We start from the raw sequence: 15,528 nt of genomic DNA on the forward strand, positions 1-15,528 counted from the left end.
ATCTATTTCTGTCGTTTACGTGATTTCGCTTGTGTTCAGAGCGAGATGTTCATTTCCCTCGGGTTGGGGAGAATGTTCGTCATATCAACGTGATAGATGTGCTTGCAGACAGCGCAAAGTACGCCTTGAGCTTCTGCCTGAGGGCCGACGGTAGTGGCGGTGGGTTGGGGGGCCTCGTGTGCAGGGCAGAACACCACGGTGCCGGGGCTGAAGCAGCAAAGGGGCATCAGATCACCGTCGGCGTGACGGATCGGCGATTCTCCCCAGAGATCGTAGGAGATCGAGAGATCACAAAGGGGGCCGAAGGTCTGATGGAACTGAGCGAGTTGACGCTGTGACTTCGCTTGCATGCGACGCTCGAATTCATCCATTTCGCGTTGGCATGCGTCGTCTTCGTCGAAGAACTCAACGATGAGGGGCGATTTCCGAGCTTTAGGTGCCGAATTGCGGCGAGATGTTGCGAGTTGCCGAGTGGCAGGATGATGCGGTTTGAGCTGTGAATTCATGTTCGATCCTTCTGGCAAAAAATTAATAAAAATAATTTGCTATACGGACGAACGTAGCTTGTCGCCCTGTATAGCGGTTCAAACTGCCCGTTAACATCAACGTGCAGACTCGAACCAAGGCTATACAGGTCGATTGACTGACCGAGACCGGTCAGTTAGTCGCATAGCTACCTGCGACATACCGTCTTGCTTAAGGACGGCTTCCTATCAACCCCTATCACCCGCGATATTTTTTATTGTTCTTGCGGGGTCGAGAGCATGCTCCCTTGGAGGACGCGAATAATCACACGCCTCCGAAAATTTGTCAAACGGTCAGCAGGCCGCACCGGGTGCCCGAGCATCGCGCTCCCCACTTTGGTTTTGACGATTAAACGATCTTCTTCGAAATACAAAGATATGTCTGTATGTATGACAGAGCGTAAACACTTTTGTCAGATCGATGAAATCGTTTAATTGTCAAAAATCGAGGTTGCTTGCCTCCTCAGAAAGCTGCGGCTGGTCCTACGGCAGATTCTTCAGAAGCTGATGATCTGCTTCGGCGATCCTCGAGAATTCAACGGGATAGCAGTTTAGGTACGGAGGGTGACGTGAAAACTGTCACTGTTGCTCGCCGGATTCACGGCAGGGGCATCGTGGGAGGCCGTTCGATGCTGCAACTTGCCGTTGCCCTGATGTTCCGTTCGAGGGACCGTGTTCGCACTTACAAAACCTCTGAGGTGCGATTATGGTTGAACAAAAGCAGACGGTTGTGGGCAGCAAGGAAGACAAGACCAGCAAGCAGACGGCAGCCGATCAGAAGCGGAGCGCGACAGTCGATGCTCCGCCGACAAAGATGGAACTCGCTACGGAGATATACAAGCGCATGAGGGCGGTGAAGGATGTCACTCGAAAGGACATCATCGAGAAGTTCATCGTGGACGTGAAGCTGACGAAAGCGGGGGCGAGTACCTACTATCAGATGATCAAGGCGAAGCATGAGCCGATCGGTAAGAAATAGAAATGGCTTGGTCTGCTGGCCGATCAATCAATGGGCTCCCTCGGGAGCCTATTTTTTTACCTGAAGTGATTGTGTCTATGGGCTGTCACCGATGCTCGGCATCGATTTCATTCGACTCGTCAGCATCCGCATCCGGGTTACGGATCCACAATGTCGCTATCAATTGCGAGCCGAATCTCGCGTAGCAACTCCCTTACGATCAAGTCCAAAGGTTCGGACTTCGGTAGCTTCATGTTCCTGCTGCCAAGCGGCTCGATAAGCTCGACGCCGTCGAGCGGGTTCACTGATATCGTGATTGCCCAAGTTTCTGCTTGCCCACAAATTTCAATAAGAATTCTGCAACCGCGATATGTTTCGTTCAGATTGATCATGAGCGAGTCTCTGGCGGCTATCGGATTACCCAACAAAGATGACTGGGTGGAACGAATTTTTTCTGATGATTTTGTATGGCTATAGAAGCAAGTTGCGTGTCAGAAGGCCACAGGGCTCTCTCGCTATATTGGTTGGCGAAGTAGATAGCGAATCTTGGGGCCTTTGCTGACACTCGCGCTGAGCTGGTTCGGAGGTGTCCCATGAAGCAATCGCGTCGTTGTGCGTCCTGCGGGAAGTCCTTTCTCCCGCGTCCGAATGTTCCGCATCAAGCCTACTGCTCATCTCCGCTTTGCCAGCGAGAAAGACGCTATCGGTGGCACAAGCAACAGCTCGCCGTCGATTCTGATTATCGAGCGAACCAGCGACACGCGCAACTGGCTTGGCACGAGAGGAATCCCGATTACTGGAGAGAGTATCGCGAACAACATCCCGACTATTGTCAACGGAATCGCGATCAACAACATCTGAGAAACTCCCGACGATCAAAATCTCAAGTTGCAAAGCCTGACGAGTCACCTGTATTGCACCAGATGCCAGGCGGCGTGTATCGGCTCAAGTTGTTGATCCCTTCCCCGATTGCATCGACTGACGAGTATCTCGTCAAAATCTCCGTTCTCTCAGTCGTGTCTCCAGATGCTCAGCGATTGCAAAGAGATGACTTGTGAAGCGGCGTGAGGTTGCCTGCTAATGTGAATCAGTAGCTTGCGGAGCTGCGCGTCGCAATATAGGCAGGCTCAGGGACTCGTTTGCCCGTTGGATCATCTTATGGTGGTGGAGTCGTAGTATGCCGCTGGATCGACAATACGAGAGGGGCGATAAGCCTGCTGACCGATTAAGTGCGGCTGAGTACGTGCGGATGTCAACGGAACACCAGCAGTACTCCACTGAAAATCAACGTGTGAAGATACAAGAGTACGCGACTTTTCACGGGATAGAAATAGTAAGAACATTTGCCGACGAAGGGAAGAGCGGGCTCAAGATCGACGGTCGGCAGGCGCTTCAGGAGCTGATTCGCCAAGTTCAGAGCGGCAGTGCAAACTTCAATGTGATTCTTGTCTACGACGTCAGTCGCTGGGGGCGCTTTCAAGATTCTGACGAAAGTGCATATTACGAGTACATCTGTCGACGCGCCGGAATCCACGTCATCTATTGCGCTGAGCAATTCGAAAACGATGGCTCTCCTGTCTCCACCATCGTAAAGGGTGTTAAGCGTGCAATGGCTGGGGAATACAGTCGAGAACTATCGGCGAAAGTTTTCGCTGGCCAGTGTCGACTGATAGAGCTTGGATACCGACAAGGTGGACTTGCCGGTTACGGTCTTCGTCGTGTGCTCGTCGATCAGCACGGGCTGGTGAAGACCGCTCTTGCGCGAGGCGAATATAAGAGTCTTCAGTCAGACCGGGTGATTCTTGTTCCGGGACCAGACGGAGAGGTCAGAATCGTCCAAATGATCTACCAGTGGTTTGTGGAGGAGTCGCTGAGTGAATCAGAAATCGCGATGCGTTTGAACAGCATGCGGATACGAACCGATCTCGAACGCGATTGGACACGCTCCACGGTGAGGGAGATTCTCACCAACGAGAAGTACATTGGCAATAACGTGTACAACCGGGTCTCGTTCAAACTCAAGGCTTGTCGAGTTGTCAATCCTGCGGACTCATGGGTGCGAAGAGAGCACGCATTTCAAGCCATTGTTCCTGCGGAAATGTTCTATACGGTTCAAGGCATCATGCGTGCCAGAGCTCGCAAATACTCTAACGACGAGCTGATAGAACGCCTCCGCAACCTCTATCTGCAACGGGGTCTTCTTTCCGGCGTCATCATTGACGAAACCGACGGTATGCCCTCCGCGTCGGTCTACATGCATCGATTCGGCAGTCTGATACGAGCATATAAGGCCGTGGGCTTTACTCCCGACAGAGACTACCGTTACGTGGAGGCGAATAGATTCCTGCGCAAGCTCCATCCGGAAATTGTCTCAACAACCGAGGGACGAATTGTTGATCTGGGCGGAAGTGTTGAACGGGATGTCGCGACGGATGTTCTTACTGTCAACAACGAATTCACATGCTCAATCGTTCTAGCGAGATGTCAGTCCTACATGAGTGGGCGACATTTTTGGAAGATCCGCTTTGACACGAGCCTGCTTCCTGACGTCACGGTTGCGGTGCGGTTGACTCCATCGAATGAAACCACGCTCGACTACTACCTACTCCCCCGTCTCGATTTTTGCTTGCCAAGGATAAGCCTTCGAGAGAGGAATTCTATCGAGTTTGAAAGCTACCGATTTGATACGTTGGACTACCTTTACGGGATGGCGCAGCGTGCACGTATTAGGAGGTCCGGGTGAAGACGCCTGAACTGCGGATGATTCCAGTGTCTGAGATAGAGGTTTTGAACCCTCGAGACAGGAACGTCGCTATCTTTAATGAGATCGTTGGCAACATAAGGAAGATTGGACTAAAGAAGCCAATTGTCGTGACACCGCGACGCCAATCGGATAATTCCGAGCGCTATCTCTTGGTATGTGGAGAGGGGCGATTGAAAGCCTTTTGCTCTCTCGGTGAGGTCCTGATACCGGCATTGGTTGTCGATGTCAGCGACGAGGACGCGTTGATCATGAGTCTGGCGGAGAACATCGCTCGTCACCAGAGTCGGCCGCTTGAATTGCTGAATGGCATCAAGCAACTTCAGGCAAAGGGCTACTCGGGCAAGCAGATTGCCGAGAAGACAGGCTTAACTTACGACTACATCCGGGGAATTTTGAGCTTGCTGGCACGTGGGGAGGAACGCCTCCTGGTGGCAGTGGAGCAGGGGCGTGTGCCGTTGAATACAGCGCTCGACATCATGGGGGCTGGAGAAAGCGATGATGCAGTTCAAGAAGCGCTTCAAAACGCTTATGAGACTGGCAAGCTTCGAGGGCGGCAGCTTGTCAACGCTCGCCGGCTTATCGAGCGACGAAAACAGCTTGGGAGATCGGCGACGCGATACCAATCTAAAGAGACCAAAAACATATCTACGTCCAGCCTCGTTCGAATCTACCGTAATGAGGTTGAGCGCCAGAAAGCCCTTGTTCGTAAGGCCGAGTTCACCCAACAGAGACTCCTATTTCTGGTAGGAGCGTTGCGCGAACTTTTTTCTGATGAGAATTTCGTAAATCTGCTCAGAGCGGAAGGATTAGCAACTCTACCCAAATATCTCGCAGAGCGAGTATGGCCGAGTGGGGGAGTCTGATGAGTAACGTGACTTTAGGGTTCATACCAACGCCGATTTCTGTGCCGATAGAAGACATACTTCTTTCGAAGAGCATCAAGGCGCACGTATCGTCATCGAGAAAGTTCCAGCAGATCATCGCGTCCATCAAGGAGGTCGGGATGATTGAGCCATTGTCGGTAACTCCCTCGGAGGTGGGGAACGGCGGGCAGTATGTGCTTTTGGATGGGCATCTTCGAATCCTTGCTCTGCAGCAACTAGGCGACACGCATGCTCTTTGCCTCGTAGCGACCGACGACGAAAGCTACACGTACAACAATCGAGTTAATCGGATATCGTCAATACAGGAGCATCGAATGATCTGCCTTGCAATCGAGCGAGGAGTCGCTCCCGAGCAACTTGCGAAGGCACTCGCCGTCGACATCTCTTCGGTTAGGAGAAAAATAGGGTTGCTCGACGGGATATGCCCGGAGGCAATCGACCTTCTGAAGGACCGTCAGTTTTCCCCCGAGTTGTCGCGAGCCCTAAGAAAAATGAAGCCAATGCGGCAGGTGGAGTGCGTCGAGCTTATGAACTCCGTCAACAATTTGTCTGTGCCTTATGCGGAAGCGCTTCTCGTCGCAACACCGGAGAACCAATTGATTGCGGGAAGGAAGCCTGCGAAGCTTGCGGGGCTTTCGGCAGAACAAATGTCGTTGATGGAAAGGGAGATGGGCAACCTCCAAGTCCAGTACAAGCTCGTGGAGCAGACGTACGGGCAAGATGTGCTGAATCTGGTAATTGCGAAGGGCTTTCTGTCGAAACTGATGGAGAATGAAGCTGTGCGTAGGTTCATCTCAAAGTATCAACCTGATCTGGTCGCTGAGTTCGAAGCAATCATCGCGACTCTTGCGCTAGATCAGCCTCATGTTAGCGAGCGTGTGCAGGCATCTTCGAAATGAAATGCGTCTCGGTGGGCTGGCGATGATGAACGGGGTGCCTGCAGTGATTGCGGCACATACATGCATGTCGTTAGCTTCCGGAGCTATCTGCTGGAGCGGAAACTGGCGTCGCTATCAAACCCGCATGGCATGTGGACTTGAGTGTTGCCAGCAGAAGAGACGGGGTGAAACCCCGCGAGAATTGCGGCGTTGTATAACCCGTAGCGGCTTGGGAAGCTAGGGTATTACCATTATACGACGCCCGCTCTGACGCACTGAGTCGGGGAGTTTAGCATAGCTTGGGGGCCGTGCAACTGCCCATTGGGGCGATACGCCGACAGGCTGTCCCGTCCCTAACTTCACCCCTGAATCTTATCGATGAACGCCAGCACCTGCGCCTCGGCTCTCACCCATGCGTCATCTGGCGAGTGACCCGACAACCCGGTGATTTTGGAGAAGTCAGTGAAGAACACGCCGTTCTCCATGTGACCTATCGATGCGACAGCTCTCCATCCCGAGACCCCGTTCGGTGCTACGCGAATCATGTACGTTCGCTGGCGGTACTGTTTATGCAACTGCGTTGGCATGTGGCGAACTCCGACTGCTGGAAACTAATCCTAGCACGCGAATACGTAACGTGCGTTTAAAGTCCTGACTTCGGCTTTCGCCCCGCAAATCCAAGAATCGTGTCGTACAACTGCTGCGCGGCACTCGACAGCACCAGTCCTCGCCGACGAATCAACCCGACGGTGCGCGTGACTTCCGGCTCCACCAGCGGCACGCTCGTCAGGAGCGGATGCTCCCCCGGCGGCATTGCCAGTCTCGGCACCGCCGCAATCCCCAAGCCCGCTTCGACCAGACTCACCACGCTCATCACATGCCGCACTTCGCAGAACGAGCGCGGTAGATCGGGCGTGCCCGCCAGCGCCAGATCCAGCACGAACCGATTGCCGCTCGCCTTCGCGACTGCCATGAAGTCGTATTCTTTCAGCTCGGACCACTTCACTTCCGAGCGCTTGGCCAGCGGATGCTCATGTCGGCAAGCGAGCACAAACGGCTCCTTCAGAATCGGCTCGAACTCGATCGTGTCCTCCTGCGCGCCGAGATAGTTCAGCCCGAAATCCGCTTCGGCACGCACCACACTCGACAGCACGTCGCTCGCCCCCGTGTCCATCACGCGGATCAGCACGCGCGGGTATGTCTCGTGAAACTGACGCAGTACCTCAGGCAGGAAGTGACGCACGGCCGACGGCACGCACGCGAGCGTGACTTCGCCGCCCAGACGCGTCGCGCCGTCCGTCAGGCCGCGCAGGCTTTCGTCGAAATCGTTCAGCAGCTCGCGTGCCTTGCGGGCGAAGTCGCGTCCGAATGCCGTCAGGTCGACGCGACGGGTCGTGCGGTCCAGCAGCCGCACGCCCAGCGTGCTTTCCATCTTGGCGATGCGACGCGACAGCGCCGACTGCGACAAGTGAATTTCCTCCGCCGCCGCCCGAAAGTTGCCCCGCTCCGCAATCGCCACAAAGGCCCGCAGGTCGCTCAATTCCAGATTCATGCGTTCAGTGCACTAATGGTTGTGATTTTTGCGATTCTAATGCGTCGCGAGATCGTTGATCATTTTGGGCTGCCCCAACGCAGGGCAACCGGTAGCCATTCACCAAAGCACACACAACGATTTCACGGAGGAACGACACATGAGCACATTTACCCGACGTTCGGCCCTCAAGGTCGGCGCTTTCGCCTCGCTGGCCGCCGCGCAAGGACTGGTTCAACGCAGCATCGCCGCGCCCGCCCCCGGCGCAGCATCTGCCGCCACCGCCGGTGAAAATGCACAGAGCGGGAAAGGCGTGACCCGCACGCTCGCACGCTACATCGTCAACGCTCGTTACGAAGACCTGCCTGCGAATGTGCGCAAGGAAGGCACGCGCACGCTGCTGAACTGGATCGGCGTGGCCGTTGGCGGCTCGCATCATGAGACGGTGGATCGCGCCGTGGCGGCGCTCACGCCGTTCTCAGGTCCGGCGCAAGCGCATTTGCTGGGCCGCAAGGAACGCTTCGACATCATGAATGCGGCGTTCCTGAACGGTGTGGCAAGTCACATCTTCGACTACGACGACACGCATCTGAAGACGATCATCCACCCGGCCGGTCCGGTGACGTCGGCCTTGCTCGCATTGTCGGAATACCACCCGATCTCGGGCCGCGAATTCCTCAATGCGCTGGTACTGGGTGTGGAGACGGAATGCCGCATCGGTAACGCCGTCTATCCGAACCACTATGACGTGGGCTGGCACATCACCGGCACCGCCGGCGTGTTCGGCGCGGCGGCGGCCGCAGGCAAGGTGCTGGGCCTGACCGAGCAGCAGATGGTCTGGGCGCTGGGGCTGGCGGCGTCGCAGCCGGTGGGATTGCGCGAATCGTTCGGCTCGATGAACAAGAGCTTCAACCCGGGACGCGCCGCCAGCAACGGACTCTTCGCCGCATTGCTCGCCGCGAAGGACTACACCAGTTCCGACGGCATGATCGAAGCCAAGCGCGGCTGGGCGAACGCCATCAGCACGAAGCAGGACTACCGGGAGATCACGGAAGGTCTCGGTCAGCGCTACGAGGCGGCGCTCAACACGTACAAGCCGTTCGCGTGCGGCATCGTGATTCATCCGGCCATCGACGCCGCCATCCAGTTGCGCAACGAGTACAAGCTGACGGCCGACCAGATTGCAAGCATCGACCTGAAGGTCAACCCGCTCGTCATCGAACTGACCGGCAAGAAGACACCGCGCATCGGACTGGAAGGCAAGTTCAGCGTCTACCACTCGGTCGCGGTGGCGATCATCGAAGGCGCAGCAGGCGAGCGTCAGTACAGCGACCGCGCAGTGCAGGACCCGGCGGTTATCGCATTGCGTGACCGGGTGACGGCGACGGTCGTGCCGTCGGTCAAACCGGAGCAGGTCGACATGACCATCACGCTCAAGGACGGCCGAAAGCTGCATAAGTTCATCGAGCACGCCATCGGCAGTCTGGAAGTGCCGATGACCGATAAGCAGCTCGAGACCAAGTTCCTCGATCTGGTGAGCGGCATTCTGCCCGACGCGCAAGTGCGCCGCCTGATCGACGCGTGCTGGCAAGTCGAGACGCTGAAGAACGCGGGCGATATCGCCACGCTCGGCGCAGTGCAGGGCTGAGCGCGGCGTAGATGTGGTAGGTGAGGAAGGTGACGGGGGCGACGTGCCATTAAGCACGTCGCCTTCTCATCACCAGCGATACCGGTATCCCACCTGCCCGTAGATGTTTCGACGGTAGTCGCCGCCCATGTTGCGCGCGTACTTCACACCGGCGTACAGGGAGGACGTGCGACCCAGCGTCGCTTCGAGGCCTGCGCCGAGTTCGTACCACGTCTTGGCGAGACTGCTGTCGAACGTCGCACCGCCCACGTTGGTCGCACCCGGCGACAGGAAGTCGTGGACCACGTCGACGCTCAGATACGGCGATGCCGAACCGACCCCCACAGCATTGCCCAGATCCGGCGTATTGAACTTCACGCCCACGCGCCCGCGCAGGGCATTCGTCGTATTGCCCGACACCGACGACACGCTGTCGCTGAAGCCGTTCAGATGCAGGTACTGATACGCCAGTTGCACTTGCGGCTCGACGGTGAAGCCCGACCCCAGAATCGAGAAGCGATGACCGATTTCGCCTGACAGTGCTGCTCCGAAGCCGTTCTGCGTCGCACCCACGCCACCCACGTCGCTGTACTTGTTGCGATAGTGCGAGAACTGCGTCGTGACGTCGATGAATGCGCCTTGCGGCAGAATGCGCGTCCAATACGCACCGACCGATTGCGCCTGCATCGAGACGGAGCCGGTCGCGGCGGAGAGTGTCGGGTCCTGCGTGCGTGCGCTGTCGGAGAACTGTGCCGAGGCCGTCCCGAACGTTGCCGTCAGCCCCACGAGCGCGCTGCCGCCCATGCCCGAAGCATCCGTATTCAGACGCCAGTCGCGACCGAACTGCGCCGCGAACATGCGCTCGTCTGCGCCGAAGCGGCCCGACAGAGTGGAGTCCATCGTCTTGCCGTACAACCGTCCCCACACGCCGTTCGATGCATCCTCCCCCGGCGCGCTCACGCCGCGCACGCTCCCCATGCGCTCCTGCAAGCGGCCCAGCATCGTGTAGCCGAAGTCGGCGTTCAGTTGCGGCGTCATCGCGTAGCCCACTGTCGCGGCGCGATAGGCGGTCTGACCCGAGGCGTACGACGTCGACAAGTACCAGCTCGGATCGCCCCCCACCGGGCCGACCTTGCGAAGCAGGTACTGGTACGCGCCCGCCTGAATCGGTGCCGCGAGCTTGAAGGCCCCGTCCGAAGCCGTCCCGTTGACCTGCACCAGTTGAATGCCTGCCCCTGATGTGGGCACGCCCGTCCCTGTGACCGTCAGCTTGAGCAGCGTCGTGCCGCTCGCATTGCCGTTGATGACGAGCTTGTCCGATGCGGTCGAACCATCCGGCGCAACCGTCGCACCGAACAGCGCCGTGCCGTTGTTGCCGACGTAATCGCCCGCGATGGTGAACGTGCCGAGCACACCCGGTGTCGCGCCCAGCGACGCACTGCCCACCGCGATGATGCCCGCGTTCGTCACGCTGCCGAGCACGCCACCGTAACCGCCGAGCGTCGCACCGGAAGCGACGCTCGTCATGCCGCTGCCCAACGTGGCGCTGCGATGCGCAGCGTCGCCGACGAGAACCGTCGCACCGCTGGCGATCGACGTGGCACCCGCGTAAGTGCTCGCACCATTGAGCGTAATCGTGCCCGCACCGAGCGAGACCGCCGAGAAGTTGGAAATCGCACCGTTGTAGTTGAACGCGTTGCCCGCACCCGGCGTGATCGTCAGCGTGCTGGTGCCGGTGCCGCCGGACACGTCGCCATTCACGACTGCCGCGCCCCCCAGAATCTGGAGACTGCTGTTGCCGCTGCCGAGATCCACGGCCTTGCCGCTCTGATCGGCCGTGATCGTGCCGTAGTTGACGACGGTGGCATCGTTCGCGCCGGTATTCACGACCGCTGCCGTGGCACCGCCGCCTTCGAGCACACCGCTGGCCTGGTTGATGACGGTGACGGTGAACGCGTTGCGCCCGCCCGTCACGGCAATCGCCGAGTCGCTCTGCCCACGGATAAGGCCGCTGTTGACGATGGTCGTGTTCGTATAAATGCCTTGCACCGGAATGGGCGCTTTGGTGATGGGGTCCTTGTCGACGCCCGCGAGCGTTATGCCGCGACCGATGCCGCCCGGCGTGTTCTCGCCAACGATGGTGCCGCTGTTGACGATAGTGCCGCCGCCCACGGTGACGCCTTCGCTGACGTCGTTGTTGGCGCGCGCGCCGCGAATCGTGCCCGAGTTGGTGATGTTGACGATCCCGTCGACATCCACGCCGTCGCCATCGCCCGTCACGCCGTTACCGACGATCGTGCCCGCATTGACGATGGTGACGACTTCCTTGGCATTGAATCCGTCGATGTTGATGCCGGAGCCGTTCATGCCTTGAATCGTGGCACCGGCGCTGTTGTTGACGCTCAGCGTGAAGGTGCCGTCGGTCGCCGTATCGGGCCCGCCCGTAATGCCGTGGCGCGCCCCCTGAATCAAGCCGGTACCCGTGTTGTTGACGGTGATGCCGCTGTTGGCCTGTGCGTCGACGCCGTCGCTGCTGCTCGTGCTGCCGGGATTCACGGTCGAACGGATGATGCCCGCGTTGTTGACCACGCCATTCACGCCGGGGCGCACCGCGTCGGCTTCGTTTGCCTGAATGACACCGCCCGCAAAGTTGTTGAGAACGTTGGTGCCGGTCGTGATGGCGTTGAAGTCGATGGCCTGATTGCCCGACAGGGAATTGTTGGTCGACGTCAACGTGCCGTAGTTGTTGAAGACGATGCTGCCGTTCGACTTGTTCATCTGGATGACGTCGGCGTCGAACGTCGTCATGCTCGCGCCGACACCGTTCGTGACCGTGAGCGACACCCCCGTGTTGTCGCGGATGGCCCGGCCGGTGCCCGTCATATTGATCGTGCCGTTGTTGACGATGGTGGCGTTGCCGGTGGCCGTAATGCCCACGGTGCCACCGCTCACCTGCAACGTGCCGCCGCTGTTGATCGTGCCGGTTTGGCCGGTCGACAACGTTTGCCCTGCGGTGAGCGTTTGTCCGCTATTGATCTGGAAATTGGCGGCGAGGGCGTGCTGCTCGACGAAAAGCGCGATGACGCCTGCCAGTATGGCGATAGGTTTCATAGACTCCGATGTCCTCTGTGGAACTTGGTCGAAGTCCCGGAGTATTGGACGGAGTCATGACGAACTGATGAAATGCAGTGAAAGTTACGGGAATCGGGACATAGCGGTGCGCTAAGGCCGCCTAACGATACGGACCGCAAGGCGCGTCAGCGCTTGGGCGGTCCGACGTTCCGTATGTCGATACAAGCGGTCAATACAACCCGGCTACCGTGTTCTTCTGAAGGTCGCGGTCGTATGTTTCCGCGTCGAAGTGACCGCCGCTCAGACGGCGATGCATCGCGCCGGTGCTCGGCAGGCATTCGCGGGCGATCTGCGTCGTCGGGTCCCACAGATGGGAGCGGACGATGGCTTTCGCGCAATGGAAATACACGCGATCGATCGATACGACGATCACCGTCTTGGGCAGCTTGCCGTTCACGTCGAAGCGCGCGAGCAGGTCGGGGTCGACCGAAATGCGCGCGCGGCCGTTCACGCGCAACGTCTCGCCGATGCCGGGGATGAGGAACAGCAGCGACACGCGCGGATCGGCAATGATGTTGCGCAGATTGTCGATACGATTGTTGCCCGGGCGATCCGGTACGGCGAGCGTGCGCTCGTCGAGAATCTGGACGAAACCGGCCGGGTCGCCCTTGGGCGAGCAGTCGGTGCCTTCTTCGCTGACGGACGCCAGTACCACGAACGGGCAGGCTTTCACGAACGCCTGATAGTCCTCGTTGAGGTACGTCAGTTCCTTCCAGATCGCGCGTTCGCCCGGCTCGCCGTAGATCGCTTCGAGTTGTTCCACGCTGCTTACATCGTGATTCATGTCATTCCCTCATCACTTCCGCTATCCGTCGCAGCGGGCAGTATAGAGGGTGACATTAACGCGCGTAAGGCAGTCATGACGCATATCGGCACATCAGGCCTGCATCAGGCGGCGTCGCCCCCCGAAAACCGCAATCCGGCGATGCCGATGATCGCCAGCGTCAGAAAGCCGACGCGGCTCCACGTCAACGACTCGCCAAACCAGAAGATGCCGACGGCCACCAATCCAACCGTCCCGATGCCGGTCCAGATGGCATAGGCCGTGCCGACGGGCAACGCGCGCAACGCCAGCGCCAGCAGGTAGATGCTGGCGAGCGCGGCGGCAATGGCGACCGCACTCGGCAGCACGCGCGTCCAGCCCTGGTTGAGCTTCAGCGCGAGCCCCATGGCGATTTCCAGTGCCGCCGCAAGCAGCAGGTAAATCCAGGCCATCGCGTTCATGGTGTTACGCCTCCTGCGCCTCAGGCGTCTCGGACGCACCGCGATTGGCCGCAATCGCCCTTTGCACGGCGGGACGCGCCTCGATGTCCGTCAGCCATTGCCGCACATCGGGGTACGGCGTCAGGTCGAGATCCAGTTCGTAGTGCGTGCGCAGCCACGCGAAGGCGGCGATGTCGGCAATCGAATACTCATCCGTCGCGAGGTAGGCCGATCTGGCCAGCCTCATATCCACCACACCGATCAGCCGCAGCGACTCCTTGCGATAGCGCTCGATGGCCTCGGTGTTGCGCGTCTTCGAGCCGTGCAGGAACCACCAGAGCTGACCCAGCATCGGGCCGATGCCACCGATCTGAAAGTGCAGCCATTGATTGATGGCAATCGCCTTCGCTTGCGTCATCGGTTGCAGCACGCCGGTCTTCGTCGCGAGATAGGTCAGGATCGCGCCCGACTCGAACACCGTCAGATCGCGCTCGTGGTCGACGATGACCGGAATCTTGCCGTTCGGATTCAGTGACAGAAACGCGGGTTGCTTCTGCTCGCCCGCTGAGAGATCGACGTTCACCTGTCGATGGGCCAGATCGGCTTCGTGCAGATACAGACTGACCTTCAGGCCGTTGGGTGTGTCGGCGGTGTAGAAGGTGAGCGGCGGATGGATGGAATTCTTGGCGTTCATGGCATTCCTCAGGACGTTGTCTTGATTTGCGATTGCAAATACAATGATTGCAATTGCAATCGTATGTGTTTCCACGACGAATCACAAGATGTGAGGAATGCCATGAGGGGATGGAGGAGCGGGGGCCGTGCGGCGGTGAACGCACCGGATGAGGTCACGCGGCAGGCGGCGCTCGCCTGCATCGGCAAGCTGCGTGCGGTGCGCAGCGCGGGGAAGCTGCCGGTGTCGCCGTCCGGTGCGCTCGCGTCGCTGACGAATGCGCTTTCGGAAGGCGAGACGTCCGACAAGGTCTGGATCGTCGACGCGGACGCGGAAATCGTGCCGGCGGTGTCACGCGATCCCGACGCAAAGCGAAAGCGAAGCAGCAAACCCGTGCCGCTCGCGAGCGCCATCGTCACGTGGTTCCGGTCGGCGCCGGCACGCGAACGTCCGCTGCTTTACCTGTTGCATTCACCGACGTTGCGCGGTGTGCTGAGCGCCGGCATCGAAGCGGCGGGATTGAGGGATGCTGAGGACGCCGGGGCGGCACGGCGCGGCATTTTCCTCAATGACGCCACCATCTGGTCGCCGGATCGGTTCAAGCGCGTTCGGCCGGAGTTGCCGATGTGGCTCGCGGCGCAGGCCGAATGGCTGCCGTACGACCCAGCGTCGGCGCAGGAGCTCAAGGCATTGTTATGCGCGGCGCTCGACGCGTTGTATGTCCGGGGCGAATCGGGTTTCTGTTATATGAGTGCGCATGAAGTGCCGCTCGCGCATTCGCGCGCGCTGACGCACGGTGATGCCCGCAACGCTTTCAAGGGGATGTATCGTCTGCGCGCGTTGCCCGACACGAATCCGCCATATGTCGTCAGGCTATGCGGCGCGGGCAGGGCGCTGGCGAACGTGCTGGAAGCCGCGCGCTGGCTGCAACTCGACTGGGGCGTGGCGTGCGAGGTGTGGAGCTGCCCGAGTTACACGCGTCTGGCACGGGAGGCTGGAGAGGCGGAGCGTGTCGCGATGCTGCACCCGGATCAAGCGCCTGACCTCCCCCATCTTGTGGAATGTCTTGGCGGCCGCAGCGCGCCAGTCCTCGCCGTCACCGGTTATGCGCGTCACATCGCCAATCAGATCGGTGCGTTCGTGCCCGCTCGTTTCGCTGCGCTGGGCAGCGACGATTTCCTTGAGAGCGACATCGGGGCAGCAACGGACGACAGCGGCGAGCGCTTAGGCACGGGCGACGCACCCGGCGTGCGATGGATCGTACTCAACGCGCTGCGTCTGCTGGTGGACGAGGGCACGTTGCCGCGCACCCGCATCGCAGACGCCACGCGTCGTTACGGTGTGGTCTGAAGTC

15 protein-coding genes are annotated in these 15,528 nt (G+C 59.1%); 7 read left to right on the plus strand and 8 right to left on the minus strand.

The features are described from left to right. Nucleotides 1-35: 35 nt before the first annotated feature. Nucleotides 36-506, minus strand: coding sequence for a hypothetical protein (locus tag PAQ31011_RS11890; protein ID WP_150576038.1), 471 nt, complete (start codon nucleotides 504-506; stop codon nucleotides 36-38). 724 nt (nucleotides 507-1,230) lie between these two features. On the opposite strand from PAQ31011_RS11890, the gene PAQ31011_RS11895 reads away from it, so the two are divergent. Next, a complete protein-coding gene (locus tag PAQ31011_RS11895) occupies nucleotides 1,231-1,503 on the plus strand; it encodes a hypothetical protein (protein ID WP_150576039.1) in 273 nt (90 codons plus the stop codon). A 137-nt stretch (nucleotides 1,504-1,640) separates the two neighbouring features. Here the strand turns inward: PAQ31011_RS11895 and PAQ31011_RS11900 are convergent, their stop codons facing one another. Then, nucleotides 1,641-1,874: a hypothetical protein gene (locus PAQ31011_RS11900; protein ID WP_150576040.1), complete on the minus strand. Its 234-nt coding sequence runs from the start codon at nucleotides 1,872-1,874 to the stop codon at nucleotides 1,641-1,643. 256 nt (nucleotides 1,875-2,130) lie between these two features. Between PAQ31011_RS11900 and PAQ31011_RS11905 the strand changes: the two genes are divergently transcribed. From PAQ31011_RS11905 to PAQ31011_RS11920, 4 genes are all read left to right on the plus strand, one after another. Next, on the plus strand, nucleotides 2,131-2,343 hold the full coding sequence (locus PAQ31011_RS11905; protein WP_150576041.1) for a hypothetical protein: 213 nt from the start codon (nucleotides 2,131-2,133) through the stop codon (nucleotides 2,341-2,343). A 316-nt stretch (nucleotides 2,344-2,659) separates the two neighbouring features. Beyond that, nucleotides 2,660-4,225, plus strand: a complete 1,566-nt coding sequence (locus PAQ31011_RS11910) for a recombinase family protein (RefSeq protein WP_246179520.1) — start codon at nucleotides 2,660-2,662, stop codon at nucleotides 4,223-4,225. A gap of 17 nt (nucleotides 4,226-4,242) precedes the next feature. After that, entirely contained in the window at nucleotides 4,243-5,109 is an 867-nt protein-coding gene (locus PAQ31011_RS11915) for a ParB/RepB/Spo0J family partition protein (RefSeq protein WP_150576430.1), read from the plus strand. Beyond that, the gene (locus tag PAQ31011_RS11920; protein WP_150576042.1) at nucleotides 5,109-6,029 is read left to right on the plus strand and encodes a plasmid partitioning protein RepB C-terminal domain-containing protein; all 921 of its coding nucleotides are present in this window, start codon (nucleotides 5,109-5,111) and stop codon (nucleotides 6,027-6,029) included. The genes PAQ31011_RS11915 and PAQ31011_RS11920 overlap by 1 nt, the downstream gene beginning before the upstream one ends. Before the next feature lie 338 nt (nucleotides 6,030-6,367). Here the strand turns inward: PAQ31011_RS11920 and PAQ31011_RS26895 are convergent, their stop codons facing one another. After that, the gene (locus PAQ31011_RS26895) at nucleotides 6,368-6,493 is read right to left on the minus strand and encodes a hypothetical protein (RefSeq protein WP_281349997.1); all 126 of its coding nucleotides are present in this window, start codon (nucleotides 6,491-6,493) and stop codon (nucleotides 6,368-6,370) included. Between the two features lie 158 nt (nucleotides 6,494-6,651). Continuing rightward, a complete protein-coding gene (locus tag PAQ31011_RS11925) occupies nucleotides 6,652-7,560 on the minus strand; it encodes a LysR family transcriptional regulator (RefSeq protein ID WP_150576043.1) in 909 nt (302 codons plus the stop codon). A 139-nt stretch (nucleotides 7,561-7,699) separates the two neighbouring features. Between PAQ31011_RS11925 and PAQ31011_RS11930 the strand changes: the two genes are divergently transcribed. Next, nucleotides 7,700-9,187 carry an MmgE/PrpD family protein gene (locus tag PAQ31011_RS11930; RefSeq protein WP_150576044.1) on the plus strand — a complete coding sequence of 496 codons (1,488 nt, stop codon included), beginning with the start codon at nucleotides 7,700-7,702 and terminating at the stop codon, nucleotides 9,185-9,187. Between the two features lie 69 nt (nucleotides 9,188-9,256). Here PAQ31011_RS11930 and PAQ31011_RS11935 read toward each other — a convergent pair whose 3' ends face one another. The 4 genes from PAQ31011_RS11935 to PAQ31011_RS11950 form a co-directional block, all read right to left on the minus strand. Beyond that, nucleotides 9,257-12,277: an autotransporter family protein gene (locus PAQ31011_RS11935; protein ID WP_150576045.1), complete on the minus strand. Its 3,021-nt coding sequence runs from the start codon at nucleotides 12,275-12,277 to the stop codon at nucleotides 9,257-9,259. 190 nt (nucleotides 12,278-12,467) lie between these two features. After that, nucleotides 12,468-13,082: a pyridoxamine 5'-phosphate oxidase family protein gene (locus tag PAQ31011_RS11940; RefSeq protein ID WP_150576046.1), complete on the minus strand. Its 615-nt coding sequence runs from the start codon at nucleotides 13,080-13,082 to the stop codon at nucleotides 12,468-12,470. 104 nt (nucleotides 13,083-13,186) lie between these two features. Further along, nucleotides 13,187-13,513 (minus strand): DMT family transporter, encoded by a 327-nt coding sequence (locus PAQ31011_RS11945; RefSeq protein WP_150576432.1) that lies wholly within the window; start codon nucleotides 13,511-13,513, stop codon nucleotides 13,187-13,189. Between the two features lie 13 nt (nucleotides 13,514-13,526). After that, nucleotides 13,527-14,195 carry a glutathione S-transferase family protein gene (locus tag PAQ31011_RS11950; protein WP_150576047.1) on the minus strand — a complete coding sequence of 223 codons (669 nt, stop codon included), beginning with the start codon at nucleotides 14,193-14,195 and terminating at the stop codon, nucleotides 13,527-13,529. A 102-nt stretch (nucleotides 14,196-14,297) separates the two neighbouring features. Between PAQ31011_RS11950 and PAQ31011_RS11955 the strand changes: the two genes are divergently transcribed. Beyond that, on the plus strand, nucleotides 14,298-15,524 hold the full coding sequence (locus PAQ31011_RS11955) for a transketolase-like TK C-terminal-containing protein (RefSeq protein WP_150576048.1): 1,227 nt from the start codon (nucleotides 14,298-14,300) through the stop codon (nucleotides 15,522-15,524). Nucleotides 15,525-15,528: the final 4 nt, after the last annotated feature.

The sequence above is a fragment of the Pandoraea aquatica genome (assembly GCF_902459565.1).
In the GTDB taxonomy this organism is placed as follows: Bacteria; Pseudomonadota; Gammaproteobacteria; order Burkholderiales; family Burkholderiaceae; genus Pandoraea; species Pandoraea aquatica.